Consider the following 26434-nt stretch of genomic DNA (forward strand, 5'->3'; position numbering starts at 1 on the left):
TGCTGCATTGGCAGCACAACGCGTTTTCTTGCTACCAGACCTATTCAACGGAGCCGTCATGACCGCACTTCGAAAATCCGACTTCCCTCTCATCAACGTTCGCCAGCATCTGGAAACCGGGCCCATAGTGCTCGTGACCTCAGCCTGGAACGGCGAAAGAAACATCATGACCATGGGCTGGCACATGATGATGCAATTCGATCCAGCCCTTGTTGGCTGCTACATCTGGTCGGGGAACCATAGCTACGAACTCATCCGCAACAGCCAGCAATGCGTGATCAACGTACCCACCCTAGAGCTGGCGGACCAAGTAGTCGCGGTGGGCAACAATACGGGCAGTGCTGTGGACAAGTTTGGCCAATTCGGTCTTACCCCGACAGCTGCGACGCGGGTTGAAGCGCCGCTGATAGCCGAGTGTTATGCCAGCTTCGAATGCCAGCTGTATGACTCGACGCTGATCGACGAGTACGGTCTGTTCATCTGGCACGTGGTCAAAGCGCATGTAGATCGCTCGGTGGAACAGCCTAGAACGCTGCACTACAGGGGAGGCGGTCAATTCATGGTGGCGGGGGAAATCTTGGACTTTCGCCAGCAATTCCGTTCCCAGAACCTCTGACTGGCGTAGCCCACTCACTATTTACGGTATTGAGTGGGCGTGACGCCAACCTCACGTTTGAACACCTGCGAAAAATGGCTTGGGCTGCTGTATCCGATCTCCAAGCCTATATCGATCACGCTCCGATCCGTTTCGACCAGGAGCTGCCGGGCTCTTGCCATCCGCAGTCTGATAAAGAACTGCGACGGGGAATAACCAGCGGCTTTTTTGAACAGCCGGCTGAAGTGGTACTCGCTCATCCCAGCTATTTCGGCCAAGTGCCCGAGATAGAATTCCTCAGCCAGATTCGCCTCCATCGCCGACAGCACACGGCGCAGCTTGTAAGCGGGCAATGCATTGCGGCGCAAGATATCGTCCGCTGAGCTGTCCAGGTAGCTGCGGGCAAGGTGAATGGCGATGCACTGGGCCAGCCCCTGAAGATAAAGAGGACTAGTCCTGTGCCCCGTCAGCTCCAGGCGAACTTGCTCCAGTAGAACGGACAACCCATCGTCACGCCCGCCCGAGACTTCACGTAGTCGAACCGCTTTCACAGACCCACCCAAGACCTCATGGATGGCTTTTTCCAGAAGCGGGATGCCGAGGTAGATATGCATGACTTCAAATGGTTCTGCACCGACTACGTTCCAGCGCATCTCGTAAGGCTGTGTCGAGGTAGTCAAGAAGAAATCACCTTTGGTTACCTGGCTACATTGCCAGTCGCCATCAAGCTCACGTTCCTGAACGGCAGCATTCCCAGAGATGATCCACACGAGCAAGGGCTCAGCTACGGCGGGCACGATAAAGCTCTCTTCCTTACGCTCCCGGTTAAAGATCTGCACCAACATATCCCGATCGGCCAGAACGTCCGAGGCGGCAAGCCGCTCACCCCGAATGTAAGCCTCCAAACCATGGGCTGAAGTCCGGTCTATGACATCCATGGAAATCGTCACCTCAGTCAGTACGCGGGCTCAAACGAGCCATCTTAGGCATTGGTCTCACAGGGTGTACGTGAAGTTCAAGCCTAGGCTTTCAACAGTGAAGGCTGTTCGCGGAACTATAGGGGACGCAAAGAACCCGCTCTGGATGCGTGTTCTTAAAGGAAAAAATCAAAAAAAAGCCGGAATGTCTCCATTCCGGCCAGCCCTTCAACGCTCGGGATAGAGAATCATCCCTGCGTGATACAGCACGTTGCTGCGAAACTCCCCGTCGGCAGTAAATCCGGTGTCATCCACATACTCGATGTGATCACCCTCTAGCCAGTATCGACCTTGGTACGCGCTTTGTTGCCCTCCGCGGGCCTCGTCATAGCGACCGCCAGGCAGGAGCTCATGGCGAATGTGACCGTCAGCCGTCACCCACATGCCAACGTATTTGTCCTGATCTCCAAGTGGTTCACCCATGGCATTTCCTCGCTGTCGACCGGACATTCAGAATGGACTTGCGGTTGGACGCACGATCAGTTCGCTGACATCGACATCCGCGGGCTGTTCTACGGCGTAGGCGATCGCCCGGGCAATCGCCGAGGCTGGAATCGCGATCTTGCGGAACTCGCGCATCTCGGCACGCCCACCCTCATCGGAAATGCTGTCGGCCAGTTCGGACTCGGTGACCCCTGGGGCAATGACGGTGACCCGGATGTCACCTCCCACCTCCTGGCGCAAACCTTCGGAAATGGCTCGTACGGCATATTTGGTAGCGCAGTACACCGCAGCGGTCGGGCTCACCGCGTAGGCTCCAATCGAGGCAATATTGATGATCTGACCGGCGCGCTGTTCTTGCATGAGCGGCAGCGTTGCGGCAATGCCATGCAGGACGCCGCGAATGTTCACATCGATCATCCGATTCCACTCATCTACCTTGAGCGCTTCGAGTTTCGAAAGCGGCATGACGCCGGCATTGTTGATCAGCACGTCGACGCGTCCGTGCAGTTCGACAGCGAAGTCGATAAAGGACTGCATGTCATCCAGGTTGGTGACATCCAGCGCCAGGACATCAGCGACACCGCCTGCTGAACGAATCTCCCTGGCCAGAGTTTCCAGGCGATCGGTGCGGCGGGCGCCCAGGACCACGCGAGCGCCTTTGCTGGCAAGCAGGCGGGCTGTCGCTTCGCCGATACCACTGCTGGCGCCGGTGATCACGATGACTTTTTGTTCGATGCCGTGCATTTTCGTACTCCTGTTTCTGGCTTAAGAGGCCACCGCCGGCAAGCAGGTGGTGAAGCAAGAGTAAGAAGACTTGGCTGGGCTGGGTTATCCGATTCCTGCGGTCAACATGCACGATCCTGCGTAAGCGGTTGGCGTTTGACGTCATGCAATGCCAGCGGGCGAAAAGCAAACACGCTTGTCTATTTCATCGAACGTAAACAACGAAATTAAGCGGCTATTCAGCTATGTGCGGCTGTTCCAAACTTACTCCTACCAGCGCTCCATTCCGGAATGCTTACATCAAGGAACGTATGCCATGCCTCACGCCACCACCATTTCAAGCTCAGCCTCTCATCCTTCGGCTGCAACAACTGGTGCCGTTGCACTATTGGGTCGCATTTTTCTGAGCGCGATCTTCATCCTCTCAGGCGTATCCAAGGTAAGCGCGCCGGCCATGATGATCGGCTACATCAGTTCAGTTGGTCTGCCGTTTCCTTCCTTAGCGCTGGCGCTTGCCATTCTTGTAGAAATAGCCGGCGGTGTAGCTCTGATCGCCGGCTATAAAACCCGTGTTGTCGCAGCAGGGTTGGCGCTTTTCAGTGTCCTCACTGCGGTGATCTTCCACAGTGCTCTGGCCGATCAAAATCAATTCATTCACTTCTTCAAGAACATCGCGATGGCCGGCGGTTTGCTGCAGATCGTGGCCTACGGCGCAGGCCGCTTCAGCGTGGACGCACGTCGCCAGTAACTGACGCGCGCTGCCAAACATCGACTAGATAAACCATACCTACAGACGGGGAAGTTCATGAAAGCTATACAAGTGGCAGAGTACGGTCAGGTTGAGCAGCTTGAGCTGATAGAGCGTGAAGAGCTGGTGCCCAACGATGACCAGGTTCTGATTGACGTTGCCGGGAGCGGAATCAATCCGATCGACTGGAAGATTCTCTCGGGGGCCATGAAGCAGTTCATCCCAATGTCCTTCCCCTATACGCCGGGTGTCGAGGTTGCTGGCACCATTGCAGCAGTTGGAAAGAATATTCATGAATACGCTGTGGGTGATGAGGTGTTCGGATTCATTGGAATAGTCGGTGGTTACGCCACTCAGGCTCTTGCAACGCCCGACAGGCTTGCGCACAAACCCGATGGGCTATCACTTCTTCACGCCGGTGGAATTCCTGCCGCAGCGCTTACTGCTTGGCAGGCGCTGCACGAACACGCCGAAATCAAGCCAGGCCAGACTGTTTTGATTCACGGAGCTGCAGGAGGGGTGGGTAGTTTCGCGGTCCAGTTAGCACGGCTGGCCGGCGCTCATGTAGTGGCAACGGGCTCAGCCAGAAACCGAGACTACCTCCAATCACTCGGCGCCCATCAGTTCATTGATTACACCGCACAACAGTTCGAGAACATCGTCAGCAATGTCGATACCGTCATTGATCTGATCGGCGGAGAAACTCAGGATCGGTCCTGGACGGTGATCAATCGCGGTGGGGCGTTAGTCTCGCCTGTCAGCACACCCAACGTGCAGAAAGCTCTTGAGTACGGCGTAGTCGGCAAAAACTTCGCAACCCGGTCGGACGGGCGCCAGTTAGCGGAGATAGCGAAATTGTTTGCTGAGAAGAAGCTACACGCCGAGGTTGAGGTCGTTCCGCTTTCCAACGCGGCTGAGGCTTTGATGCTAAGCCGGGGGGGACATACTCGCGGCAAACTGGTGTTCGATGTGAATCGGTGATTAACCTCGAAGGCCCTACGCTCGAGTGAATCTGCCAGAAGGCGGCCCTGCGCAGGAATATGCAAAAGCCTCGCAGGAACCAAATAACGGCCTGCTTATCGCCACCGTAATCTGAGCCCAAGCAGAAAGCGAGACCGCTTCTGCCGCCGGCCATCAGAGCGACCGAGCCTGCAACAAACAGGAATCCACGTCACGCTTTGCACTGACAACCGGCAACGAATCCATCGCAAATTACGGAGTCGCTGTCATGAAAACTGTACATTCAATGATGATTGGAATTGCCTTATCTGCTGTCAGTGCAAGTTCGATGGCACTGCCGGCCAAAGAAATTGGCCGTTGGACCAATCAGACCTGCAAAGAAGTGATGGCCCCCCTTGTGGTGGAGGGTGGTGCGGATCGTCTCGATGACCGCCGCGTGGCCGAGGGTGGTGCGGATCGTCTCAATGACCGCCGCGTGGCCGAGGGTGGTGCGGATCGTCTCGATGACCGCCGCGTGGCCGAGGGTGGTGCGGATCGTCTCGATGACCGCCGCGTGGCCGAGGGTGGTGCGGATCGTCTCGATGACCGCCGCGTGGCCGAGGGTGGTGCAGATCGTCTCGATGACCGCCGCGTGGCCGAGGGTGGTGCAGATCGTCTCAATGACCGCCGCGTGGCCGAGGGTGGCGCGGATCGTCTCAATGACCGTCGCGTGGCCGAGGGTGGTGCGGATCGTCTCGATGACCGCCGCGTGGCCGAGGGTGGTGCAGATCGTCTCGATGACCGCCGCGTGGCCGAGGGTGGTGCGGATCGTCTCAATGACCGCCGTGTGGCTGAGGGTGGTGCTGATCGCCTGAATGATCGCCGCGTGGCCGAGGGTGGTGCGGATCGTCTCGATGACCGTCGCGTGGCCGAGGGTGGTGCGGATCGTCTCAATGACCGCCGTGTGGCTGAGGGTGGTGCTGATCGCCTGAATGATCGCCGTGTGGCTGAAGATGGTGCGGAACGTATTAATGCCCGTCGAGTGGCTAAAGTCGATACGGATCGTGCCACCTGTGCCTGACGTATATAGCCCATCCTACCGAGAGCCCGGCCCGCCGGGCTCTTGCATTTGAAGGGTGTCTATTAGCATCTACCCAAAAGACTGCGGACCAATTTATTCTCTGCAATAGAACCAGCCTAACGGGAGGTAATGGCAGTGGATGATAGGAACGAAGAGCTGACGCGTCTGAGGGCCGAGCTAGCATCAACCATGCATCGTTATGCTCCCACCTACGGCGTGTTTCAGACGGGAATTGCTCCGCTGCATTTCATACGCAGTGATACTCCAACCGATGTGATCCACACTGTACATAAGCCGGGGCTATGCATCGTTGTGCAGGGCCGTAAAGAGGTGCAGTTGTGGGAAGAAAGCTATGTCTACGACCCTTTGAACTATCTGGTCGTCTCGGTAACCCTGCCTCTAGCGGGTCAAGTGACAGAGGCATCCTCAGAAAAGCCCTATTTCTGCATCCGCCTGGATATCGATCCGGCAGAAATCGCTCAGCTGATCGCCGACGTCAGTCCTATCGGCGTGCCGAGCCAACAGCCCCACCGAGGGCTATATCTGGATAAGATCGATAGCTCCTTGCTCGATGCGATGCTGCGATTGGTACGTCTGTTGGATGTGCCATCGGATATCCCAGCGTTGGCACCGCTAGCACTCAGAGAAATTTTCTACCGGCTGCTCAAAGGCCAGCAGGGTCAGCGTTTACATGAGATAGCCATAACGGATAGCCAGACCCACCGCGTCACTCGGGCCATTGAGTGGCTGAACAACAATTATGCACAGCCCTTGCACATTGATGAGCTAGCGAGCTATGTCAATCTGAGTAACTCGACGCTTCACCATCGATTCAAGGCTGTCACCGCAATGAGTCCTTTGCAGTATCAAAAACAACTTCGCCTGCACCATGCACGCAGGTTGATGATCTCAGAGGGTATGGATGTTTCTACAGCCGGATTCAAAGTGGGCTATGAAAGTCCGTCACAGTTCAGCCGTGAATACAGCCGGATGTTTGGGGCTCCCCCGAGCCGAGATATCGCGAAGCTTCGGTCTCTCGGGTAAGGTGCTGCCGAAGGCTTGGCTAAAACAACCCTGATGACGGATATCGAGCAGAATGTGCTGCGGTACCTTATCGGCCGCTGTAATGGGTCGATAGCGGACAGTCGTGACCGGCTGCCCTCGACCCGTAGCAGCCATTCGCGGAGGAGCTATCAACCAACAGGGGACGATATTGATTGCACACCAGACGCGGCAACCGTCGCCCCCCTTATCTCCACCAAGAGGATTTTTTGAGTGTGCCCGCAGCACCGTATCGACAACGTTCTCAACTGAGCCAAGCGAAGAGGACTCGCTCACTTTGAAGCTACTCCGCGCGAAGCTCGCGCACGCCACGTCCCAGCCTTCTACGCAGCAGATTTCGCAAAGTTGCCGCATCGGAGTAGCCGACAAGTTCGGCGATTACCTCCAGCTCTTGGCCTTCAGCCACGAGCTGCTTAGCCCGCTCCACGCGAAGGTCTTGGAAAAATGCTAGCGGGGATTTTCCCAGTACCGCTTCAGAGCGGCGCTGCAATGTACGTGGATGTATGTGCAGCGCTGCTGCTGCGTGTTGCAATGAAAACCCACTGGCGAGATTTGTACGCGCCCAGCGTTCGAAGCGCTCGATCAGGGGATCGGCGTGGGCCAGGTAATCGGGAATGATGTATTGCGCTTGCGATGAGCGCGAGTCAATCAGCAGGAAGCGCGCCACTTGCGATGCGAGTTCTGGGCTAGCCTGGCGCACCAGCCATAGCGCCAGGTCGAGATGCCCCATGGCAGCCCCTGCGGTAGCTACGCCGGCGGATGCGACCACCATGCGCGTATCATCGAGGTGCACGCTTGGGTAGCGCTGCCGGAACAACGGGGCCAACGACCAGGTTGTCGTCGCAGGTCGTGCGTCCAGTAACCCGGCGTCCGCGAGAATGAAGGTACCCAGGCACGCTGCTGCGATGCCAATGCCTTCTTCATGCCACCGGCACAGTTGAACCTTGGCTTCCATGACGTCGCGGCGACTCAGCGCTTGAATCAACAGTTCCGGTTGCTTGGTGTTCAGTGCTGGAACCACCACCCAGTCCGGGCGACGGGCTGGGGTTTCAACTGTTGCCTTCAGTCCCAGGGCGGTACGTATGCGCCTGCGCACGCCTATGAGCCTGATATCGAAAGGTTGCGCGCCTGGTTTGCCCGCTGCGGCCAGTTCATTAGCGGTGGAAAGCGTATCCATCAGAGCGGCGAGCCCGGTATCGAATACACCGTCGAGGGCAAGAATGTCGATCTTCATGTCGTAAACGATCCTAAAAATGTCATTTAAGAACATAGCCCAACCACCCCGGAGGGGACAGACTTTCTCCATTCCGGCTTCTTCCCGGCCTTGGCCAGGCCACCCCATCGAGCTCCACCATGAAACCAACCGCAGAACTCTTCTTCCTTACGCTAACCGCATTACTTACAGGCTTAATGTGGGCTCCCTACATACTCGCGAGAATTCGCACGCGCGGGTTACTGGTCACCATGGGCAACCCCGTCTTGGGCGTTGCTCCAGAGGCGGAACCGGAGTGGTCGCGGCGTGCTCGCCTAGCTCACGCCAATGCGATCGAGAACCTTGCAGTGTTTGCCCCCCTAGTCCTAGTGGCCGCGCTCTTGGGCATTAGTACCCCAGCGACGGTGTTCGCCACCAAGCTATACATGGCCGCGCGCGTTGCTCACTACCTCGTGTATTCAGCAGGCATCCCGGTGGTTCGTACGTTGGCGTTTTTCGCCGGTGTAGCAGCGATGTTGATATTCGCTTTCACGCTGCTCAGTCACCTGGCTTGATTTCCCATTCTGCTACCGGAAAAGACACCATGAATGCTACTTACAGTGCACTCGACAACCCTGTTTGGAATGCAGTGAGTAAGGTGCAGCGCCAACTCAGCCTGACCAATTCCCTCGCCTGTCGCTATTTGCCCGCAGTCGCGCCTTTCGCGGCCACTTCCACGCTGACTGCTGAAGCGTTCCAGCAGCTTCGCGAGCTCATGGGCCAGGATGATCAAGTTATCGTGCAGTCGCTCACCACTCTGCCCCCCACCGAAGGTTTGAACCTGACCAGGCTGGGTGTTGTCCGGCAGATGATTGCACTGGGAATGCCATCTGGAGTGCAGGAAGACAACCTGCTTAGACTAGGCAAGGGTGACGTAGGTGACATGCTACGCCTTGCTCAGTCGACGCGCCCGGGCCCCTTTGGCAAACGCACACTTGAGATGGGCAACTACCTAGGCATTCGCGACCAAGGCCGCTTAATAGCAATGGCGGGCGAGCGCATGCGCCTGGAAGGATTCGTCGAAATTAGCGCGGTTTGTGTGGAGGGCACCCATCGCGGCCAGGGGTTGGCGGGCCTCCTGATGAACGCACTGCGGAGGAATATTGTATCGAGGGGGGAGATCCCTTTCTTGCATGTCCTCGACGACAACAAATCCGCCCTATCTCTCTACCGCCGCCTGGGGTTTGAAGACCGGGAGGAGTTTCTTCTCTATCGTCTGGACCACTGCGCCTAGGGGAACGCTAGCGAGCATCGGATGCGCAGAGCAGAGCGTCCGCTTCTGGCCGGTAGCTGCCCCCTGTGAGGGGCAGCTATGGGTCGATAGCGGTCATTCTCGACCGGTAGCTATCGCCCCATAGCCGAAGTGCGCTCTGTTTGTTAGGCTGCCGTACATTAAAGGCCAAGGAATGCTAAGGATCTACAATGGCGGCGATTTTTGCCTATCGGTGCGAGTGTTGTGATGAGGTCCATGAAGGGTCTCCGTCATTTGGTTTCGCTGCACCGGCGTATTATCAGTGGTTGACGGATGAGCAAAAGGCGTCGTGTGGCTGGATCAATGATGATCTATGCACAGTTACGCTCGAGGGACGCACGGATTTCTTCATCCGTTCGGTATTGGAAATCCCGATTCACGGTGTCAGCGAACCCTTTATTTGGGGTGTTTGGGTGTCGGTTTCGGAAAAAAGCTATAGCCGTTATTTAGAGACTCGCAGTGATCCGGCAGATGGCGACGGTTTTTTCGGGTGGTTGGCCAACGACATTCCGAGCTACCCCCCGGGCGGTCCCTTTGCGGTGAACGTGTATTTGCAGCCCGAAGGGCTTCGTCCGACTCTTAAGTTGCAGCAGGGAAGAGGTGAAGATCACCCTTTGTTGACCGATCAGGTTCAAGGAATCACCAGGGCGAAGGCCCAGAAAATCGCTGAATCACTTCTCCACCCGGCGTGAAAGGTATGCCGTTGACTAAGTTCGCACGGATCGCCTGTGGCCGAAAATCGTGGGAAACAAGGTAGTGAGCTACCCACCCCAAAGGGCTGCTTTGGGTCGAAAGCAGTCAGTCGTGAGCGACCGCTTCCGACCCACAGCTGCCGGTCAGCACCGGCAGAAATCGGCCAGAAGCTGCCCATCCGCTCTTCGAATGCTACGCTCTGCGGTATCCGAATGACCCTTTACTACTTCTACAACCGTTGCGTGTTTGTTGGAGATCTACATGGAAACCATCGCACGGGCATTGATCCTTGCCTGCAAACATATTGACGACCGGCATAAGGTCGAAAACGATGATGACGTAGCGGTGCTTGAGGCAATTGCTGCTGAACTGAACGACGCATCCAAAGCGGAAATAAATTGCTTGATTGAGACGGCGAAAAAGCTTGAAGTGGAAGCTTGGCCTGAAGAAATGGGAATTATCTAACACTGCGTATTCGATAGGTCATGAACTACAGCTTTTGGACGAAAGCGGTCCATGTCGGAGGTCTGCTTTGGGTCGAAAGCGGTCACCCACGACCGGCTGCATTCGACCCATAGCGGTCCTTCAGGAAATTGTCTTGGAGAACCGTAGTACCTTAGTACCACATCTATGCCGGAAAGGAGAGCTAGCAAGCGAAATCTACGAAGGCAGTATACGCCGAATTTAGCGGCACACAGTTCCGGCTAAGCCACCTGTTGCTGCCATGCCTGAGGCGTTAGGCCTTCGGATTTCATAAACGCTCGGCAGAAATGTGGCTGATCGTAGAAGCCGCACTCTAGGGCGATCTCGGCGAGCATCATCGTCGATGTCTCTAGCAGTTCTTTACTCTTCCTCAGCCGCTGCTCACGCAACCACTGCTGAGGAGAGACCTGTCTGGATTCCTTGAACCTGCGCGAGAAATAGCTGCGCGACAGTCCGCATGCTTCCGCAAGTGCGGTGACCGAAATGCCGATATCCAGATGATCCAACATCAGCTGCTTGGCCGTTTTGACTTGCCATGGTTTAAGCCGCCCCGTCGACTTAATCGCGACGGAGGCTATAACGATGCCTTTAGCACTGTTCATGGAGATCAATTCGTCCTGAAAAAATCTGAAGATGAATTGATCCGGGCGGCACTATTCGGTGAAGCATCTTCTGAAGCTTCAAACACTCCGTCATGACTGATCGTCCGGATCGGTTCGTTCCGGCCCCGCTTGTTGAGCATAAAATCAACTTTGGGGCTGATCAGGTCTCAGATCGATGCGGCCTCGGGCGCCAAGGTAGGACCGTGCTGAACACGCTCTGGCGCTTTGTGCACCATGGTGTAGGCGTAGTCGACGCCCATGCCGTAGGCACCCGAATGCTCTTTGACCAGTTCCATGACCGCATCGTAGGTGTCGCGGTTTTTCCAGTCGCGCTGCCACTCCAGCAGCACCTGTTGCCAGGTTACTGGCACTACGCCCGCCTGGATCATGCGCTGCATGGCGTAGTCGTGTGCTTCCTTGGTCGTGCCGCCGGAAGCGTCGGCAACCATGTAGATCTCGTAGCCCGCATCGTGCATGGCGGACAGTGCGAAGGTGGTGTTGCAGACCTCAGTCCACAGGCCCGAAACAATGATCTTGTTCCGACCGTTCTTTTTCAGCGCGTCGCGAACCTTCTGGTCGTCCCAGGAGTTCATGGAGGTGCGCTCCAGCAACGGCGCATCAGGGAATACCGCGAGCAGTTCGGGGTAGGTATGGCCGGAGAAACTCTCGGTTTCGACCGTGGTGAAGATGGTGGGGACATTGAAGATCTTGGCTGCTTTGGCCAGGCCCACGGTGTTGTTCTTCAACGTCTGCCGGTCAATGCTTTGTACGCCAAAAGCCATCTGCGGTTGCTGATCGATGAAGATCAGTTGGCTGTTGAGCGGGGTCAGGACTTCAGTGTGTGGATTGCTCATTGTTCTTCCCTTTTGTTGAACGGTGGCGAGAGTTTCCCCGGCGGGTTGTCGCCGAGTGCCAGCACAAGATAGCGAAACACTCAGTGAAACGGTGGCGCATTTTTGCGCTCTTGAGGGAGCAAAACTGCACCACAGGTAGCGTCCAATCCGGTGCTAGGATCTCGGCCAGTCGGATCACGTCGATCCATTTTTCGCCAAGGAGAATCCAATGGCCGCTTCACGACCTTTCAACGACGACACCGCCTACTGGGGCGTTCCATGGGAAGAGGGCTACGGCTATCCGCAGGCGCGGCGAGTCGGGAACGAGATTTTCATCTCGGGGCAGTTCAACCATGACGAAGAAGGCAACCTGGTAGCGCCGGCGCCACTAGATGCTGACGGTCGTCCGAGCGATTTTTCGTCAATGGGCGAACAGATGCGGGTTTCCTACGACAACATTGCCAAGTTGCTCGCCCTGTATGGCGCCACGATGCAGGATGTCGTTGAGGAAACGCTATATGTGCTGGACATGGACGCTGCTTTTGCGGTCGTCGGCAAGGTGCGTAAGGCAGCTTACGGCACAGAACGCCCGCAGGCGGCCAGCAATATCATCGGTGTATCGCGGCTCGCCCAGCGTCCCCAGCTGATTGAGATCGTGTGTCGAGCTGTCATCGGCGCCCACGCCAAATGAACGGTGCTCCCGGTTTCCGCTATGAAACCGGGATGGCCTGCTGACCTTCGACCAGCGGTTTGAGGTCGGCCACGGCAGCGGCGCAGAACGTCATGAATGCTTTCACCCGCCAGGATTTCCTGATGTCCTGGTGGGTAAGCAACCATAGCTCATCCTGAAGCTCCTGAACTACTTGGCCTGCCCGAACCAATCCTGGGGTAATGTCGCCCAGCATGCAGGGGAGGAAGCCAAAACCGAGACCTGCTGCAATAGCCGCGCTCGCAGCCGCCACGGAATCGGTGCGGTAGGAGATGAACTCAGAGGGCACCCGACATTCGACGTAGCTCGTTGCCTTCAATCCGCACAGGCCTCCCGAGTAGGATACCCACGACTGCCCCTCAGCGAAGGGGTCGGCAATCGCTGCCTGCTTGACGCTGCGATACGGCGCCCAGGCGATGTTGGCGAGCTTGCGACCCACTAGGGTATCTGCCGGTTTTTTGGTCGCACGTATCGCAATGTCCGACTCGTCCCTCGCCAAACTCAACGTCTGGTTGCCGACTAATACCTCAACGGTGATCCCCTCATTGAGGGCTTTGAAGTCCGCGATGATCGGCGTTAGAAAGTACAGCAGCAGCGAGTCGCTGGTGGTGATTCGCAGTTTCCCCAGCGGGCCTTGGCCGGCGCGAGAAACCCTGCGGGTGACACTGACGATGTCCAGTTCAACGCGCTCGGCCAGTGCACGCAGTTCGGTACCCTCGGCAGTCAGCAGATACCCCGCCTTACGATGATCGAACAGCGCGACCCCAAGCGTCTTCTCAACCTGCGCGACCCGGCGCGAGACGGTGGACACATTGATGCCGAGCTTCTTGGCCGTGGCCGCGCGGTTGCTACAGTCACTCAGCGTTTTGATGATACGCAAGTCGTCCCAGGAAAGCTGGCTTACAGCTTCTCCGGCATCCCATTTCGGTCCACTAGAATTCGATTGGGTCGGCGAGACACTTCCAGGTGAAGGCTTCACGAAAATCATTCCAGATGAGGAGGAGCAATGATACGAGAAGGGGATTAGTCTGCCCACCATTCTGGGAGTAAGTCACACTCATTCAATCCGAGACATATGCCAGCTTATTTTGAACGCAGTCAATCGCGAGCGTCCGCCTTCGACCCTAAGCAGACGTTCGCCAAGGGCGGCTTCTGGCCAGAAGCAGTCGATGCTCTACAACAACAGGTGCGATACAGTATTAACGCGCCCAGGCAGCAAGACTATTTGCCTGCTGATCTGCCTTGCTCTTGAAAAAATCCCTGAGGTGTTCAATGAAGAAGGACACTTTGGCAGATAAATTCAGGCGCTCCAAGTAAACGGCATAGATGTCTGCCGGAGGCGTTTCATAGTCCCCTAGCACCTCCTCAAGCCTTCCGGATCGTAAATGATCAGCTAGGTTCCACTCCGCTCGCATGAGTATCCCATGCCCCTCCAAGGCCCAGTTCAAAGCGACCTCACCGTCATTGGTACTCAAGCCACCATGAACCTTTATGGACTCGATTTGCTTACCTCGACTCAATCGCCAAGTGCCAAATGCCACATCGTTTTGCCGCAACACTATGCAGTTATGCTTCATGAGATCACGTGGAGACTCCGGTCTGCCGAAGGTGTCGAGATAACCCGGTGTGGCACAGAGCCGTCGGCGGTTGGTGGCAATCTTTCGAGCAATCAGTCTGGAGTCCGGTAGCTCACCGAAACGAATGGCTACATCGATCGCGTCATCAGGAAGATGGATAGGACGGTCGCTTAGGTGCAGCTGGACCTCCACCTCAGGGTAACGCTTGGCAAAGGATGAAATTGCCGGCCCTACATGTGTACGCCCAAAGCCAAGAGGCGCATTCACCCGCAGCAAACCCTTCGGTTCGGCGCGGCTGCTTGAGACCTGCCTCTCCATCTCTTCAATCTCCCCAAGGATCCGTTTGGCATTAACCAGATAGGTCTCACCTTCCGCCGTAAGGCTGATGCTGCGTGTCGTCCGATTAAGCAAGCGCACCCCAAGGCGCTTTTCCAATTGCGCAAGACGCTTCGTCACTGCAGGTGGAGTGAGGTTCAGCTCGCGAGCGGTGGCCGCCAGACTGCCGGCCCCGATCAGCTGACTAAAGAAAGCAAGCTCAGACACCGGGTTCACAATTAACTCCAGGTAAACAATGAGTTTAATTTCATTGTATTACACCGTTCTGAAAAAACCATTACTTTAGGCCTGCGTGATTAACCACAAAAAATCTGGGCTATTAGCTGCCAGCCTGTGAGGTTTTCCTCCCGCTACGTAGCCCAGTCGCCACATAAATCCGACTCACAACAATAATTCGGAGACGGCAATGGCCAAGCGATTGGTAGGTAAGTTGTACGTGCAGGTTCTGATTGGGGTCTCGATCGGCATCCTGTTAGGCGTGTTCTGGCCGCAGGTCGGCGTGGACATGAAGCCGCTGGGTGATGCGTTTATCAAGCTGATCAAGATGGTGTTCGCGCCCATCATCTTTGCGACGGTGGTGCTGGGCATCGCCAAAATGGAAAACATGAAAGAGTTGGGTCGGGTCGGTGTGCGCGCCCTGATCTACTTCGAGGTACTGTCAACTTTTGCTCTCGTTCTGGGCCTGATTGTTGTCAATTTGGTGCAACCGGGACAAGGGATGAACGTCGACCCAGCCACCCTAGACACCCAGGCAATTTCCACTTACACCTCAGCCGCAGCCACTGGCACCGGCGGTTTCACCGACTTCCTACTCCATCTGATTCCCGGCAGCGTAGTCGACGCCTTTGCCAAGAATGAGATCCTGCAGATCCTGCTTTTCTCTTCCTTGCTGGGCATTGCCCTGGCAAATCTCGGCGAACGCGGCAAGCCGGTCGTTGACGTGCTGGAAGCCTTCTCCCACGGCATGTTCTACATCGTAGGCTTGGTCATGCGCGTCGCGCCATTGGCAGCCTGTGGCGCAATGGCGTTTACCGTAGGAAAGTACGGCTTGGGCTCAATCGCGTCGCTGGGCAAACTGATGGCGACCATGTACCTGACTTGCTTCCTGTTCGTGGTGATCATCCTCGGCAGCATCGCGCGGATGTCGGGCTTCAGCTTGTGGAAGTTTCTCAAGTACCTGCGCGAAGAACTGTTCACCGTGCTCGGCACCAGCTCATCTGAGTCGGTAGTCCCTCAAATGATGAACAAGCTGGAAAAGGTCGGAGTGTCTAAGCCTGTCGTCGGCCTGGTTATCCCTTCCGGCCTCACCTTCAATCCTGACGGCCAGTGCATCTATTACACCATGGCCGCGATCTTCATCGCCCAAGCCACCAACACTCCATTGTCCCTGATGGATCAACTGATCGTACTTGGCGTGCTGCTGCTCACTTCCAAGGGTTCGGCAGGGGTAACTGGCTCAGGCTTTATCACTCTCGCTGCGACCTTGGCAACCATGGACAACATACCGGTAGCGGGCATGGTGCTGCTGCTCGGCGTCGATCGTTTCATGTCCGAGGCTCGCGCTATCACCAACACCATCGGCAACGCGGTCGGAACGATGGCCATCGCGAAGTGGGTTGGTGCACTTGATAGCGACCGGATGAATCAGGTTCTGGATGGCAAGGCCTGCGCTGAACCAGAGAAAGAAGAGTTACAGGGGACGGCTCCAGTAGCTGCCGTCAGCCCTGAAAAAAAACACCTTGTGATGCACTGAGGAAATAACCGTGGATACCATAGATAAAGAAGCAGCCGTCTCATCGCTGACCGACACTCTGGCCAAGTTCACTGCCTATATTGGCAAACGCCTGCCCAAAGACGTGAAGGAAAAAACGGCCAAGCTGCGTGCAGCAGAAACCAATCCGCTGGCCATTGCCGTGTACGACTCGATGGCCGACAACCAAGAATACGCCGACAAGCTCAACCGCCCCAGTTGCCAAGACACCGGCGTTATCCAGTACTTCATCTCGGCCGGCGCGCGTTTCCCGTTGCTCGGTGAAATGGAAGGCATCCTCGAAAACGCTACCAAGGAAGCCACCATCCACGGGCCCCTGCGCCACAACGCGGTGGAAACCTTCATCGAGAAGAACACGGGCACCAACACCGGCTCGAAGATCCCCTGGCTGGACTGGGAAATCATCCCCGATGCCGACTACGCCATCGTCGACGTGTACATGGCCGGTGGCGGTTGCACGTTGCCGGGTTCGGCCAAGGTACTGATGCCAGGCCAAGGCTATGAAGGGGTGACTGAGTTTGTCTTCGATGTAATCACCTCCCGTGGTGTAAACGCCTGCCCACCTTTGCTTGTAGGCGTGGGTGTCTCCACATCGGTGGAGACCGCAGCACGCCTATCGAAGAAGGCCATCCTCCGCGAAGTCGACTCCAGCCACCCTAACGAAAGCGCGGCAATGATGGAAAAGCTGCTGGAAGAAGGTCTTAACGAAATCGGCATCGGCCCGCAGGGACTGACCGGCAACAGCAGCGTTATGGGCGTGAACATCGAGTCTTCGGCGCGTCACCCCTCGACCATTGGCGTGGCTGTGTCCACCGGTTGCTGGGCACACCGCCGCGGCAAGATCCGCATCAACGCCGACCTGACCTATGACATCCTCTCCCACGAAGGGGTAGTACTGTGAAAAAGATCATCAATACCCCTATCAGCGACGAAGATCTGGCCAACCTCAACGTCGGCGATGTGGTTTACCTCACCGGCCAACTGGTGACCTGCCGTGACGTCGCCCACCGCCGCCTCATCGAGCTGGGCCGCGAGCTGCCTGTTGACCTTCGTGGCGGCGCCATTTTCCACGCTGGCCCAATCGTCAAGAAGAAAGAAGACGGCAGCTTCGAAATGGTGTCCATCGGCCCTACTACCAGCATGCGCATGGAAAAATTCGAGAAGCAGTTCATCGAGCAGACCGGTGTCAAGCTGATCGTAGGCAAGGGCGGTATGGGGCCAGAGACCACCACCGGGTGCCTGGAGAACAAAGCCGTACACGCAGTATTCCCCGGTGGCTGCGCAGTACTGGCCGCCACCCAGGTCGAGGAAATTGAGCGTGCTGAATGGCAGGATTTGGGCATGCCGGAGACCCTGTGGGTCAACCGAGTGCGTGAGTTCGGGCCTCTGATCATCTCCATCGACACCAAGGGCAACAACCTGTTCGAGCAAAACAAGGCACGCTTCAACGAACGCAAAGGTGCGGTCATCGAGAAGATCAATAGCCAAGTTCGTTTCATCAAGTGACGAGCATGGGCAGTTCAGCGAATACGCCTGATCTGCCCGTCTTTCAACCGCTTAACGGCACTGATCGATAACTTCGAACACTCAACATAAATCCTGGCACGCCCTCAATTGACGCCTCATTAGATAATTTTAAGGGATCGCTATGCGAAACCGTTCCCATCATGATTTACGTAATGACTTCCGCAGAGTACTTCAAGGTCAAATATGTATTAGCACAGCTTCAGTGTTTGATCCCTTGTCGGCTCGCATAGCTGCAGACCTTGGTTTTGAAGTGGGGATCTTAGGTGGCTCAGTGGCATCTCTACAGGTATTAGGCGCCCCAGACGTCACTTTAATCACGCTGAGCGAGTTTGCAGAACAGGCTGCACGTATCGGGAGAGTAGCCCGTTTACCGATTATTGCCGATGCTGATCACGGTTATGGTAATGCCCTGAACGTGATGCGCACAGTTGCGGAGCTAGAGCGGTCTGGCGTTGCAGCGCTTACGATCGAAGATACACTCCTGCCTGCGCGCTTCGGGGGACGACCGGTCGAGCTTATAGCTATTGATGAAGCGGTAGGTAAAATACGTGCGGCTAAAGAAGCAAGAGTGGATGCGTCGCTAGCGATAATCGCCCGCACCCATGCAGGTGCCCAGCCTTTATCAGATGTCATTAAACGAACCCGGGCATTTGAAAGCTCCGGTGCCGATGCCATTTGCCTCGTGGGAGTGAAGGACTTTGAAAGTCTCGCAGCTATCGCAGACGGCCTAAGCACTCCGATCATGCTCATAACCTATGGTAACAGCGAGTTGCGAGATGCACCTGGCCTAGCAGACCTTGGCACTCGCATCGTAGTGGACGGACACACAGCCTACTTTGTAGCTGTTCAGGCAACGTTTGAAAGCCTGCGGGCACAGCGTAACCAAAATGATATTGTAAGTAGTTGCGCTGCTACGCTTGTAAAAAAATACTGCTTGCAGGAAGTTTACAGTGATCAAGCCGCAATGCTTATGCAGTTTCCCCGTACATAAGCAAACCAGAAGCCTTTTCTGGATGTCTACGTAGTGTGAGTAGCCTTACTATGGGCCAACCGACAGGGAGGCAAATAGCGAGAAAAAACCTTCATTCAGTAAATCAAGCAAGCTCATACTTCCGTTTGCTGGGCGATGGAAGCTACTGTAGCGTCTGACAAGCCTGCGCTACGGCGTTACCAACCGCCTATTTGATAGCTCGCAACGTTGCAGAAAGTGGTATGCAGACGGTTGCGAATGGCAGCTATGGGTCGAAAGCGGCCTAGGCTCTGTGTGAAAAGTCTTGAGACGAAGGTCAGGCAAGGCGAAAACAGCCGAGGAAGCGGAGTTTACGGGTTGTAAATGAGCATTCCGAGGCTGTTTTCAACGCAGCATCACCGAGTATCAAGGCTTTTCGTACAGAGCCTAGGGTGAACGGCTGCTCTCGACGAGACACCTCAGGGGATGTTCACACCCCAATCACCGCTTCAACTTCTGCCTTGCATTGAAGTAACGCCGCCTTCAGCGCTTCCAGATTGGTGTGGAAGCGCAGTGCCGGGACTGCCAGCGAGATGGCATAGTGCTCCGATAACCCGCTGCGAATTTGCACGCCGATACCGCAAACACCCTGGGCGTGCTCTTCCTGATCGATGGCCCACCCTTGTCGTCTGGCGACACTCACTTCCTCCATCAGCACATTGAGAGAGACGATGGTCGACGCTGTGCGACGTTCAAGGGGTGCCGTCAGCATCTGGGTCAAGAGCGCTTCCGAGAATGCGCTCAGCAGTGCTTTGCCATGCGCGGTGCAATGGATCGGAAATGCTGTTCCCACCGGAGAAACGACGCGCAGTTCCTGATCCGAGGGATATTGATCCACGGAAATGGCATGAAGCCCTTTGTACACGGAGACATCGACAGTCTCACGGGTACGCCGCCCGAGGCTCTCGACATAAGGCCGGGCAATCGCCACCAGATCTGTGTGGGCAGACGCCGCAAGCCGAACAAGTGCAGGCCCCAGACGAATCCCCGAGCTTCCGGTAATCACCATCTGCTGAGCTTCCAGCGCCGTCACGATGCGATGCACTGTCGTGCGCGGCAACCCGGACGCCTTGGCAACCTGGCTCAGGCTCAATCCATCGCGCTGATTTTCCAGCGTTTTCAACACCGCAGCGGCACGCGCGATGACTTGCTTTCCAGCACCCTCTCCCTCAGATGTCACCTCTTCCCCCTTTACCATTCGTCGATCCTCTCGTTGACATCGACAGGATAACCCAACATGCTCTGTTCCGTTATTCGGATATTTGTTCCACCAAACGGACACCCCATGAATCCACCACTTTCTCGATCAGGATCTCTCGTGCTACTGGCAGTCGCGTCGCTGACCATCATGGTCGGGTGCGTCATCGTCCCGGGACTGCCTACCATTGCTCACAAACTGGGCTTCGGTAGCGCTGCCAGTTGGCTGGTTACTGTCCCGTCGCTGGGTGTCATCGTCTTTGGGCCAATGGCGGGCAAACTCATCGACCGAATCGGGCTATACAAGAGTTTGTGCTTTGGCCTGTTTGCCTACGGGCTATTAGGCATGGTGGGCTTCATTTTTCACGGCCCAGCGATATTCGTAGACCGACTCCTTCTGGGAGGATCGACGGCCATGATCATGGCCGCCGGAACCGGGCTGATCTCGGAGTTCTACGAAGGCAATGCCCGGTTGAACATGATTGCCATGCAAGGCATGTCAATCGAGCTGGGCGGCGTGCTCTTTCTCTCTGCAGCCGGTCTTCTGGCAAACGTGGGATGGCAGTGGCCATTCGCGCTGTACCTGTGCGCGTGGGGGCTGCTTGTGCTGGTGCTGGTATGCGTCCCTCAGCCTTCCGTTACCAGGCACTCGACGGAAGCAGGCGAGATCACTCGTACCCCCTCGGTTGCGCTGAGGCTTGTGTATGCGTTAGCCACGCTCTCCATGATCGTATTCTTCAGCGCCATCATCATGCTGCCACTGCGGTTGCATGGCATTGGTCTCAATGAAGCCCAGGTCGGGTACTTTCTGTCTGGTGTGTCACTGGTTGCGGTGGGGGCAGCGGCCGTCATGCCCATTGCTGCCCGCAAGGCAGGCGAACACGGAACACTGATTTTCGGATTGGCTTTTTACGCGCTGGCGCACTTGGCGTTTGTGACCGCAGAGGACCTGACGTTGATGATCGAGGGCGGACTTTGCCTTGGTCTAGGATTTGGGCTCACCGTGCCATTGCTCAACCACATGACCATCGAGCTCAGTCATGCTGCCCAGCGGGGACGTAATCTGGCCTGGCTTTCTGTAGCAATCTTCGGCGGGCAGTTCCTTTCTTCGTTCATTGAGTTCGTGCCAGGGGGGCGATCCGATGGATTTCTGTGCGCAGCCGGCATGGCGTTGATCGCGTGTGCAATTGTGGCAGGTAGTGCCACCCGGCGCAGATTCAGACCCACTCCCTGAAGCGCTTGGCCTGCCCATGAACTTTTGTTCCGACGCTAGGCTGGGCACCTATCGGGTATCGGCGTCCCAACGACGGAAAGATGCGGCTGCCCAGCTCAACACCGCTGCGCGGGGGTGGCTTGGTAGCCGAGTTCTTGGCGAAAGTAAAGTGACATTGGGAGAGCTTCTGAGCACCTATGAGCGGGATGTTCTCCAACCTCGGGTGCTTGCAAACGCTACGCTTGACGGGTATGCCGTCAGATTCAAGCAGATCAGAAATACTTTCGGCGAGCGCTCCATGGACCAGATCACTATCAGGATGATTGCCGAGCTCCTTGAGCCGCTGACCCCGCGGGCAGGCAACCAGGCGCGGGCAATTCTGATCGACCTATTCAATCATGCCGCTGCTAAAGGCCTGTGCCCGGACATCCCTGCAGCCAGCACAATTCCAAAAATCGTAAAGAAGCAGCGCAAGCGACACACGCTAGAAGGCCTGAAAGCAATCCGCGATGGCTCCCCGCGCTGGCTGAATGACGCCATCGATCTTGCAGTCATCACCGCGCAACGACGAGGCGACATTCTCGATATGAAATCCGAAGACGTGCGTGAGGGTTACCTGTATGTAGTACAGAAGAAAACAGAGAAGGCTGTGCTCCGAAGTCGAAGCCGACCTGGATAGTGGCGAGATCGCTAGGTAGGTTTGCGCTCATTTTGCGCAGTGCCGCGCATAAAAAAATCCAGTCACCGTTAAGTGACTGGATTTTTTAGGGATTTTTGGTCGGGACGGAGTGATTCGAACACTCGACCCCTTGCACCCCATGCAGCGCCTCAAAGAAACGTAAGCATATGATTTTACTGCAAAACAAGTCTTTGGTTGGCCGTCAAAATTAAGCGTTTTCGAGCGTTTTGCAAACGGAAGCACGCGACCTCCAGCGGTGGTTTTGCGCAGCTCGGCGGATTTCAAGACCAGGGTGCGAGCCCCATTCCATGCAGCCCCCACGGCGAAATCGGTATCGCCTATGAATCGCTGCCGTATCTATTTGAGGCGTGCGGAAAAATAAAAGCTATGCTTGAGCAGCCAACCTGATTGTTCAAGTCGAGATGAGAGAGTATCTAGATGGCAGATATTGCCTTCGGCAAGAGATTAGGAAGATCAGGAAAGCATCCCTATATGCCGTTTCCCTCACTGGAGGTGCTTAATGAAGAAAGCATTGGTGATGTTGTCTGGCGGTGCTGACTCTGCCACTGCGCTCGCTAGTGCAGTCCAGAGTTTTAAAACCTATGCAATCTTTTTTGACTATGGGCAACGCTCAGCTGACTTTGAATTGGCTGCCGCGCGACAGATTGCAAGAGAATTTGACGTATCACTTGAGACGGTAGATGTTACAGGGCTGAAGAGATTATTCCTAGGCCTCACTCCAGAGGCCGTTATTCCCTTAGGGTTCAAGACTTCTGGAGGAGGTGGTGGCGTAGGGAACTGCCCTCACGGATTATTCGGTATCGCCAGTACATATTGCGTATCGGCCGGCATCAACCTATTGGTAAGCGGCTTGCACAAAGACGATATAGCGGGACTTACAAACCCCTCAGGGTATTTCAGACAGTGGGGCGTTGGGATAAGCGAGCTGCAAGGTGTCGAGTTTGAATTCAGCCTCCCCTTCATTGAAATGGAAAAGTCCGAGATTTTGACGATGGGTCATAAACTTGGTGTTCCTTTCATCTCAACACGCTCTTGTTCGGCCGACGGCACACAGCACTGCGGTATTTGTGAACCATGCATCAAGCGCCAGAAAGCATTTGTAGCATCATCACTCACCGATCCTACGCAGTATTTGGGATGATGAGCTTACCAAATATATTCCACCTCATCGGCAGCGTTACATTTGGACTATAGCCCCTTGACCTAAGCGGACTTTTCCAAATGTCCGCTGAGGTCTACATCCGCCAATTGCGATAGTGTTCAACCTGGCTGGCTAGGTGTCCGCGTTCTGGCCCGCACAAGCCTCGCATCTGATTTTGACCAACGGTTTTCAAGACCGTGGTACAAACGACTAGTCCATGCTGGTTACGCAGTCAAATCGATTCCAAAACAAAGACGATAGGGCAAGGCTACATGCCGCAAACTGCAAGGATCGCCGTTTCAGTTTTGGAACCGATTTTCAAACCCCTTGAGTCTAACCGTCCAACTCTATCAAATGCCCTCAAGCGGCCTTACACTTGGCAATTCTTCTGGAGATTTTGCAGTTCCGACTTCTCTAATGAGTGATCACCGGGCGTCGAAATCTTCACTTCAAGCATATACATATCAATAGCTTCAATTATCAACTTATCCACAACAGAAGAGTATTGATTAATGTTATACCTATCGCCACTCAGATACAGTGCATGATACTTAAACTGATCCCTGATTGTCTCGCACCATCCACGCTCACTCCTGAGCTCATCATTCTCCAATACTTCCTCCGCCGCAAAAACTAGAAAGCCAACATAGTTTTCATACCTCTCAAGATCCTCGCCAGACTTGAACGAATTATAAACAGGATCATGAATCGGGTAAGATGCCGCGGAAAGCTTAGGATTAGCGAACGCCATTTCCAAATAATTTCTATACAACTCCTTAACAGAATTTACCCTTGACTCCTCCAACTGATTGTTCGCGACCACTGCCGCACCAACTGCAACAACCATAGTAGCAAAACTAGATACTGCAGAGGCCCGCGAGTACCGAGCCTTACAAAAATTGACGAGCACTAAAGAAACAAAAAATACAGCAAAAATGCAAATTACGACCAACATCTAACTTCCCTCATACTACTAAACAAAACACAAAAATCATTGAACACCCAAACATTCAATTCAATGGACCCAGTCGTCATCGTACTTGGCGTAGCCAGTCAGAGACGGGGCGGGTGCATTCATCACGTAGTACAGCTCCTCGTCCGAGAACCTTCCGACTCCTGAATCGTGTAGGGGGTGTCCGTTGTTTGCTGGTTTGACACTGCTCAGCCACCGTGCGATTTCACGGATGAAAAAGCCCGCCGAGATGACGGCGTAGATCAGGAAAGTCAGAAACACGCCTTTGGTCAGGAGCACCACCGAACCGCCGATCAAGAATGCCAGCATCCCCTTCGTCACGGCATGGTCAAGATCACGCTGGTTGCTCAAGCTGCAAACGTAAGACGGCATCATCAGATGCGAAGCCCAGGCACTAAACGGCTTCAGCCAAAGCACTCTCATCAATTGACCCCAACCGCCAAGGCCTAAAGCGCCACCTACTGCCAGCAGGTGGCGAATCACGCCCAAGGCGATGTCGTAAATGCCGTCTTCGATCTTCCAGAGCGCACGCACGGGCAGCGTCATTTCAATTCGGCCAGACCGTCGACGGCTTTCACCATGTTCCGTGCGGCCGCTTGGCTAAAGACGTCGACTTCGGCCAGGTCCTGAGTCAGACGCACGCAACGCTTGAATTCCGGCGAGGCACCGCCGACCGACTCTGCATTAAAGTCAGTCAGGTCGATGCTTCCCGCATACAGCCCAAGGTAACCGGCGATCTAACGACCAAATTTCGGTTTGATCAACTTAGTGTAGGTAAGATAGCCACCAACCCCAATAGCAAGGGCGCCGCCCACTGCCCACCCAACAACAGGGACCGTTGCTGATGCAGCCGCGGCAGATGCGACGGCGGAAACTCCTCCAGCAACTCCCGCTCCACCAGCCGCAACAGCACCGCCACCAGCCGTCGCCAAGGCGGCGGTAGCAGCAGCGGCGCTGGATCCAGCGGCGACCGTTGAAGCCGCAAGCGATGCGGCGGTGGCTGCTGCTGAACCGGCGCCGATAGCCACGCCTGCACCAGCCCCCGCGACCGCACAACCGCCTGTTACTAAAACCACATCATCGTCAACGGTCATTATGATTTCCCAAAAAAGCCAAGATAGTGTCAAAACGATATTACAGATATCCATCAAAGGCTAGATCTTATGGCTATCTGATTCCGCCCCTACAACTTCTCTTCCCATAAACCAGCTGCTTTTCATACCCGATCCGCTGCCATCGTTCAGCCAACAGCGCCCTAACCTTCACTCAAGTCTGTCCGTCTTGCGCAGGCCGGCAGCCGCCCAGGCCGACACAGCCACCTCCAGTATGCGCCAGGGTACCGGCACGGCCACCTCGACCCGTACATACTGAATGTCGTTGCAGCCCTCACTTTGCAACCACCCAGCAATACAATGCCTGTGAGCGCCTCTAAACCAACGCTACCCCTCGCAAAGCTCTCTCCTTCAGTTAAAAAGATGATTTCGTTGGCGGCGAATTGATTGACCTGGACGGTAATGCTTAGATCGAAATCAGCCGAATTCCAGCGTCATCCTTCTAAGACCGGTAATGCAGCAGTAGCAGAAAAAATCGACCTCAGGCCGCGACCTATGCGGCCTGCAGAATCGAGCCTGTTTAATATGGCTCGGCCAGTTTCGGAGACTTTCGCCCAGTAAAACCGAGATGCTTTTGAGCGGTTTTAGACAGCCAAAACCATCCATCTCCGGCGTTCTGCCGACCTACTCCCATTCCATCCCCGCTCAAAAAAGCTGGCCAAGATCTGATGGCTCCCAGTTCATGATCACCAGCTCACCGGTCACATCGGCCTGGCCATGCCGCTGGTTCGCGGTTGTGTACCGGATATCTAGACGCTCGAAGTGGAACCCGTCAAAAGCGGCTCGAATGTCAGGATGGTCGTTGATGCTGACCATCACCTTGCCTTTGCAGGTGCGCATGAAGTCGGCCATGCGCTCATATTGTTCGAATGGGAAATCTACCCCGTAGCCTGCGGTCTGCCAGTAAGGCGGGTCCATGTAGAAGAAGGTGTGCGCTCGATCATAGCGCTGCGCGCAGTCGAGCCATGTCAGGTTCTCGACGTAGGTGCCGGCCAACCGCTGCCAGGCGGCGGACAGGTTCTCCTCGATGCGCAGCAGGTTGATGGCAGGTCCGGTGGTGGCGGTACCGAACGTTTGCCCAGTGACCTTGCCGCCGAAGGCGTGCTGCTGCAGGTAGAAGAACCGGGCGGCGCGCTGGATATCGGTCAGTGTCTCCGGTCTCGCCATCTTTTGCCACTCGAAGATCTGGCGGGACGACAGCGCCCATTTGAACTGCCGGACAAATTCCTCCAGGTGGTTCTGCACCACCCGGTACAGGTTGACCAGATCGCCGTTGAGATCATTCAAGACCTCCACAGCAGCGGATTGTGGCCGCATGAAGTACAGGGCAGCACCACCGGCGAAGACCTCGACGTAGCACTCATGGGCGGGGAAAAGTGGGATCAAGCGGTCGGCCAGGCGGCGCTTGCCGCCCATCCAAGGAATGATTGGGTTAGTCAATTTGCAAACCTTTACTGTATGGATGAACAGGTGCTAGGCTCGCCG

The 26434-nt window shown here is 55.6% G+C and carries 29 protein-coding genes and 1 pseudogene; 17 read left to right on the forward strand and 13 right to left on the reverse strand.

Annotated features, from left to right (window positions below):
- Positions 1 to 58 precede the first annotated feature (58 nt).
- A complete protein-coding gene (locus C4Q26_RS01465) occupies positions 59 to 616 on the forward strand; it encodes a flavin reductase family protein (RefSeq protein WP_104881940.1) in 558 nt (185 codons plus the stop codon).
- Between the two features lie 17 nt (positions 617 to 633).
- On the opposite strand, the gene C4Q26_RS01470 is transcribed toward C4Q26_RS01465, so the two are convergent.
- The 3 genes from C4Q26_RS01470 to C4Q26_RS01480 form a co-directional block, all read right to left on the reverse strand.
- A complete protein-coding gene (locus C4Q26_RS01470) occupies positions 634 to 1533 on the reverse strand; it encodes a helix-turn-helix domain-containing protein (protein ID WP_104881941.1) in 900 nt (299 codons plus the stop codon).
- A 207-nt stretch (positions 1534 to 1740) separates the two neighbouring features.
- Positions 1741 to 1995, reverse strand: coding sequence for an Atu4866 domain-containing protein (locus C4Q26_RS01475; RefSeq protein ID WP_104881942.1), 255 nt, complete (start codon positions 1993 to 1995; stop codon positions 1741 to 1743).
- A gap of 27 nt (positions 1996 to 2022) precedes the next feature.
- Positions 2023 to 2760, reverse strand: a complete 738-nt coding sequence (locus C4Q26_RS01480; protein ID WP_019099091.1) for an SDR family oxidoreductase — start codon at positions 2758 to 2760, stop codon at positions 2023 to 2025.
- A 295-nt stretch (positions 2761 to 3055) separates the two neighbouring features.
- Here C4Q26_RS01480 and C4Q26_RS01485 point away from each other — a divergent pair, with 295 nt between their 5' ends.
- The 4 genes from C4Q26_RS01485 to C4Q26_RS01500 all read left to right on the forward strand — a co-directional run bounded on the left by C4Q26_RS01485 (position 3056) and on the right by C4Q26_RS01500 (position 6551).
- Positions 3056 to 3487, forward strand: a complete 432-nt coding sequence (locus C4Q26_RS01485; RefSeq protein WP_104882597.1) for a DoxX family protein — start codon at positions 3056 to 3058, stop codon at positions 3485 to 3487.
- A gap of 57 nt (positions 3488 to 3544) precedes the next feature.
- The gene (locus C4Q26_RS01490; protein WP_104881944.1) at positions 3545 to 4468 is read left to right on the forward strand and encodes an NADP-dependent oxidoreductase; all 924 of its coding nucleotides are present in this window, start codon (positions 3545 to 3547) and stop codon (positions 4466 to 4468) included.
- 247 nt (positions 4469 to 4715) lie between these two features.
- Positions 4716 to 5507, forward strand: coding sequence for a phage infection protein (locus C4Q26_RS28625; RefSeq protein ID WP_104882598.1), 792 nt, complete (start codon positions 4716 to 4718; stop codon positions 5505 to 5507).
- A 129-nt stretch (positions 5508 to 5636) separates the two neighbouring features.
- On the forward strand, positions 5637 to 6551 hold the full coding sequence (locus C4Q26_RS01500) for an AraC family transcriptional regulator (protein WP_104881946.1): 915 nt from the start codon (positions 5637 to 5639) through the stop codon (positions 6549 to 6551).
- A 301-nt stretch (positions 6552 to 6852) separates the two neighbouring features.
- Here the strand turns inward: C4Q26_RS01500 and C4Q26_RS01505 are convergent, their stop codons facing one another.
- On the reverse strand, positions 6853 to 7803 hold the full coding sequence (locus tag C4Q26_RS01505; protein ID WP_104882374.1) for a GlxA family transcriptional regulator: 951 nt from the start codon (positions 7801 to 7803) through the stop codon (positions 6853 to 6855).
- A gap of 119 nt (positions 7804 to 7922) precedes the next feature.
- On the opposite strand from C4Q26_RS01505, the gene C4Q26_RS01510 reads away from it, so the two are divergent.
- From C4Q26_RS01510 to C4Q26_RS01525, 4 genes are all read left to right on the forward strand, one after another.
- Positions 7923 to 8336, forward strand: a complete 414-nt coding sequence (locus tag C4Q26_RS01510; RefSeq protein ID WP_046613773.1) for an MAPEG family protein — start codon at positions 7923 to 7925, stop codon at positions 8334 to 8336.
- A gap of 29 nt (positions 8337 to 8365) precedes the next feature.
- Complete coding sequence (locus C4Q26_RS01515; RefSeq protein ID WP_104881947.1) at positions 8366 to 9055, forward strand: GNAT family N-acetyltransferase; 690 nt, start codon at positions 8366 to 8368, stop codon at positions 9053 to 9055.
- Positions 9056 to 9243: 188 nt separating this feature from the next.
- Positions 9244 to 9765, forward strand: coding sequence for a DUF2199 domain-containing protein (locus C4Q26_RS01520; protein WP_104882599.1), 522 nt, complete (start codon positions 9244 to 9246; stop codon positions 9763 to 9765).
- Positions 9766 to 10027: 262 nt separating this feature from the next.
- Positions 10028 to 10231: a hypothetical protein gene (locus tag C4Q26_RS01525; protein ID WP_104882600.1), complete on the forward strand. Its 204-nt coding sequence runs from the start codon at positions 10028 to 10030 to the stop codon at positions 10229 to 10231.
- A gap of 239 nt (positions 10232 to 10470) precedes the next feature.
- On the opposite strand, the gene C4Q26_RS01530 is transcribed toward C4Q26_RS01525, so the two are convergent.
- Together C4Q26_RS01530 and C4Q26_RS01535 are read right to left on the reverse strand one after the other, a co-directional pair.
- Entirely contained in the window at positions 10471 to 10851 is a 381-nt protein-coding gene (locus C4Q26_RS01530; protein WP_104881656.1) for an AraC family transcriptional regulator, read from the reverse strand.
- A 167-nt stretch (positions 10852 to 11018) separates the two neighbouring features.
- Positions 11019 to 11705 carry a hydrolase gene (locus tag C4Q26_RS01535; RefSeq protein ID WP_084296595.1) on the reverse strand — a complete coding sequence of 229 codons (687 nt, stop codon included), beginning with the start codon at positions 11703 to 11705 and terminating at the stop codon, positions 11019 to 11021.
- Positions 11706 to 11913: 208 nt separating this feature from the next.
- Between C4Q26_RS01535 and C4Q26_RS01540 the strand changes: the two genes are divergently transcribed.
- On the forward strand, positions 11914 to 12375 hold the full coding sequence (locus tag C4Q26_RS01540) for a RidA family protein (protein WP_058133611.1): 462 nt from the start codon (positions 11914 to 11916) through the stop codon (positions 12373 to 12375).
- 19 nt (positions 12376 to 12394) lie between these two features.
- On the opposite strand, the gene C4Q26_RS01545 is transcribed toward C4Q26_RS01540, so the two are convergent.
- Both C4Q26_RS01545 and C4Q26_RS01550 read right to left on the reverse strand, forming a co-directional pair.
- Positions 12395 to 13381 carry a LysR family transcriptional regulator gene (locus tag C4Q26_RS01545; RefSeq protein ID WP_256583352.1) on the reverse strand — a complete coding sequence of 329 codons (987 nt, stop codon included), beginning with the start codon at positions 13379 to 13381 and terminating at the stop codon, positions 12395 to 12397.
- 211 nt (positions 13382 to 13592) lie between these two features.
- On the reverse strand, positions 13593 to 14522 hold the full coding sequence (locus tag C4Q26_RS01550; protein ID WP_104882601.1) for a LysR substrate-binding domain-containing protein: 930 nt from the start codon (positions 14520 to 14522) through the stop codon (positions 13593 to 13595).
- Between the two features lie 190 nt (positions 14523 to 14712).
- Between C4Q26_RS01550 and C4Q26_RS01555 the strand changes: the two genes are divergently transcribed.
- From C4Q26_RS01555 to C4Q26_RS01570, 4 genes are all read left to right on the forward strand, one after another.
- Positions 14713 to 16059, forward strand: coding sequence for a dicarboxylate/amino acid:cation symporter (locus tag C4Q26_RS01555; RefSeq protein ID WP_104882602.1), 1347 nt, complete (start codon positions 14713 to 14715; stop codon positions 16057 to 16059).
- Positions 16060 to 16078: 19 nt separating this feature from the next.
- Positions 16079 to 16978 carry a L(+)-tartrate dehydratase subunit alpha gene (gene ttdA / locus C4Q26_RS01560; RefSeq protein WP_104884014.1) on the forward strand — a complete coding sequence of 300 codons (900 nt, stop codon included), beginning with the start codon at positions 16079 to 16081 and terminating at the stop codon, positions 16976 to 16978.
- Complete coding sequence (ttdB, locus tag C4Q26_RS01565; RefSeq protein ID WP_028945996.1) at positions 16975 to 17583, forward strand: L(+)-tartrate dehydratase subunit beta; 609 nt, start codon at positions 16975 to 16977, stop codon at positions 17581 to 17583. The genes ttdA and ttdB overlap by 4 nt, the downstream gene beginning before the upstream one ends.
- Before the next feature lie 142 nt (positions 17584 to 17725).
- The gene (locus C4Q26_RS01570; RefSeq protein ID WP_104882603.1) at positions 17726 to 18595 is read left to right on the forward strand and encodes an oxaloacetate decarboxylase; all 870 of its coding nucleotides are present in this window, start codon (positions 17726 to 17728) and stop codon (positions 18593 to 18595) included.
- A gap of 448 nt (positions 18596 to 19043) precedes the next feature.
- Here the strand turns inward: C4Q26_RS01570 and C4Q26_RS01575 are convergent, their stop codons facing one another.
- Positions 19044 to 19811: an IclR family transcriptional regulator gene (locus C4Q26_RS01575; protein WP_023379959.1), complete on the reverse strand. Its 768-nt coding sequence runs from the start codon at positions 19809 to 19811 to the stop codon at positions 19044 to 19046.
- An 87-nt stretch (positions 19812 to 19898) separates the two neighbouring features.
- Between C4Q26_RS01575 and C4Q26_RS01580 the strand changes: the two genes are divergently transcribed.
- The 3 genes from C4Q26_RS01580 (at position 19899) to C4Q26_RS01590 (ending at position 22864) form a co-directional block, all read left to right on the forward strand.
- Positions 19899 to 21044 carry an MFS transporter gene (locus C4Q26_RS01580; protein ID WP_104881948.1) on the forward strand — a complete coding sequence of 382 codons (1146 nt, stop codon included), beginning with the start codon at positions 19899 to 19901 and terminating at the stop codon, positions 21042 to 21044.
- Positions 21045 to 21321: 277 nt separating this feature from the next.
- On the forward strand, positions 21322 to 21702 hold the full coding sequence (locus C4Q26_RS28630) for a hypothetical protein (protein WP_177429812.1): 381 nt from the start codon (positions 21322 to 21324) through the stop codon (positions 21700 to 21702).
- A gap of 520 nt (positions 21703 to 22222) precedes the next feature.
- On the forward strand, positions 22223 to 22864 hold the full coding sequence (locus tag C4Q26_RS01590; protein WP_104882604.1) for a 7-cyano-7-deazaguanine synthase: 642 nt from the start codon (positions 22223 to 22225) through the stop codon (positions 22862 to 22864).
- 370 nt (positions 22865 to 23234) lie between these two features.
- Here the strand turns inward: C4Q26_RS01590 and C4Q26_RS01595 are convergent, their stop codons facing one another.
- The 4 genes and pseudogenes from C4Q26_RS01595 to C4Q26_RS01610 form a co-directional block, all read right to left on the reverse strand.
- Positions 23235 to 23819 carry a hypothetical protein gene (locus C4Q26_RS01595; protein ID WP_158664871.1) on the reverse strand — a complete coding sequence of 195 codons (585 nt, stop codon included), beginning with the start codon at positions 23817 to 23819 and terminating at the stop codon, positions 23235 to 23237.
- 60 nt (positions 23820 to 23879) lie between these two features.
- Positions 23880 to 24383 carry a hypothetical protein gene (locus C4Q26_RS01600; protein WP_177429813.1) on the reverse strand — a complete coding sequence of 168 codons (504 nt, stop codon included), beginning with the start codon at positions 24381 to 24383 and terminating at the stop codon, positions 23880 to 23882.
- Positions 24384 to 25004: 621 nt separating this feature from the next.
- Positions 25005 to 25251 (reverse strand): annotated as a pseudogene (locus C4Q26_RS28235) (hypothetical protein).
- A 343-nt stretch (positions 25252 to 25594) separates the two neighbouring features.
- Entirely contained in the window at positions 25595 to 26389 is a 795-nt protein-coding gene (locus C4Q26_RS01610) for a DNA adenine methylase (protein WP_104882606.1), read from the reverse strand.
- Positions 26390 to 26434: the final 45 nt, after the last annotated feature.

This window comes from Pseudomonas sp. SWI44, assembly GCF_002947915.1.
Classification (GTDB): domain Bacteria; phylum Pseudomonadota; class Gammaproteobacteria; order Pseudomonadales; family Pseudomonadaceae; genus Aquipseudomonas; species Aquipseudomonas taiwanensis.

Coding starts and splice junctions, on each gene's coding strand:
- C4Q26_RS01465 (WP_104881940.1), top strand. CDS start 59: ATGACCGCACTTCGAAAATCCGACTTCCCTCTCATCAACGTTCGCCAG.
- C4Q26_RS01470 (WP_104881941.1), bottom strand. CDS start 1,533: ATGGATGTCATAGACCGGACTTCAGCCCATGGTTTGGAGGCTTACATT.
- C4Q26_RS01475 (WP_104881942.1), bottom strand. CDS start 1,995: ATGGGTGAACCACTTGGAGATCAGGACAAATACGTTGGCATGTGGGTG.
- C4Q26_RS01480 (WP_019099091.1), bottom strand. CDS start 2,760: ATGCACGGCATCGAACAAAAAGTCATCGTGATCACCGGCGCCAGCAGT.
- C4Q26_RS01485 (WP_104882597.1), top strand. CDS start 3,056: ATGCCTCACGCCACCACCATTTCAAGCTCAGCCTCTCATCCTTCGGCT.
- C4Q26_RS01490 (WP_104881944.1), top strand. CDS start 3,545: ATGAAAGCTATACAAGTGGCAGAGTACGGTCAGGTTGAGCAGCTTGAG.
- C4Q26_RS28625 (WP_104882598.1), top strand. CDS start 4,716: ATGAAAACTGTACATTCAATGATGATTGGAATTGCCTTATCTGCTGTC.
- C4Q26_RS01500 (WP_104881946.1), top strand. CDS start 5,637: ATGGCAGTGGATGATAGGAACGAAGAGCTGACGCGTCTGAGGGCCGAG.
- C4Q26_RS01505 (WP_104882374.1), bottom strand. CDS start 7,803: ATGAAGATCGACATTCTTGCCCTCGACGGTGTATTCGATACCGGGCTC.
- C4Q26_RS01510 (WP_046613773.1), top strand. CDS start 7,923: ATGAAACCAACCGCAGAACTCTTCTTCCTTACGCTAACCGCATTACTT.
- C4Q26_RS01515 (WP_104881947.1), top strand. CDS start 8,366: ATGAATGCTACTTACAGTGCACTCGACAACCCTGTTTGGAATGCAGTG.
- C4Q26_RS01520 (WP_104882599.1), top strand. CDS start 9,244: ATGGCGGCGATTTTTGCCTATCGGTGCGAGTGTTGTGATGAGGTCCAT.
- C4Q26_RS01525 (WP_104882600.1), top strand. CDS start 10,028: ATGGAAACCATCGCACGGGCATTGATCCTTGCCTGCAAACATATTGAC.
- C4Q26_RS01530 (WP_104881656.1), bottom strand. CDS start 10,851: ATGAACAGTGCTAAAGGCATCGTTATAGCCTCCGTCGCGATTAAGTCG.
- C4Q26_RS01535 (WP_084296595.1), bottom strand. CDS start 11,705: ATGAGCAATCCACACACTGAAGTCCTGACCCCGCTCAACAGCCAACTG.
- C4Q26_RS01540 (WP_058133611.1), top strand. CDS start 11,914: ATGGCCGCTTCACGACCTTTCAACGACGACACCGCCTACTGGGGCGTT.
- C4Q26_RS01545 (WP_256583352.1), bottom strand. CDS start 13,381: ATGATTTTCGTGAAGCCTTCACCTGGAAGTGTCTCGCCGACCCAATCG.
- C4Q26_RS01555 (WP_104882602.1), top strand. CDS start 14,713: ATGGCCAAGCGATTGGTAGGTAAGTTGTACGTGCAGGTTCTGATTGGG.
- C4Q26_RS01570 (WP_104882603.1), top strand. CDS start 17,726: ATGCGAAACCGTTCCCATCATGATTTACGTAATGACTTCCGCAGAGTA.
- C4Q26_RS01575 (WP_023379959.1), bottom strand. CDS start 19,811: ATGGTAAAGGGGGAAGAGGTGACATCTGAGGGAGAGGGTGCTGGAAAG.
- C4Q26_RS01580 (WP_104881948.1), top strand. CDS start 19,899: ATGAATCCACCACTTTCTCGATCAGGATCTCTCGTGCTACTGGCAGTC.
- C4Q26_RS28630 (WP_177429812.1), top strand. CDS start 21,322: ATGGACCAGATCACTATCAGGATGATTGCCGAGCTCCTTGAGCCGCTG.
- C4Q26_RS01590 (WP_104882604.1), top strand. CDS start 22,223: ATGAAGAAAGCATTGGTGATGTTGTCTGGCGGTGCTGACTCTGCCACT.
- C4Q26_RS01595 (WP_158664871.1), bottom strand. CDS start 23,819: ATGTTGGTCGTAATTTGCATTTTTGCTGTATTTTTTGTTTCTTTAGTG.
- C4Q26_RS01600 (WP_177429813.1), bottom strand. CDS start 24,383: ATGACGCTGCCCGTGCGTGCGCTCTGGAAGATCGAAGACGGCATTTAC.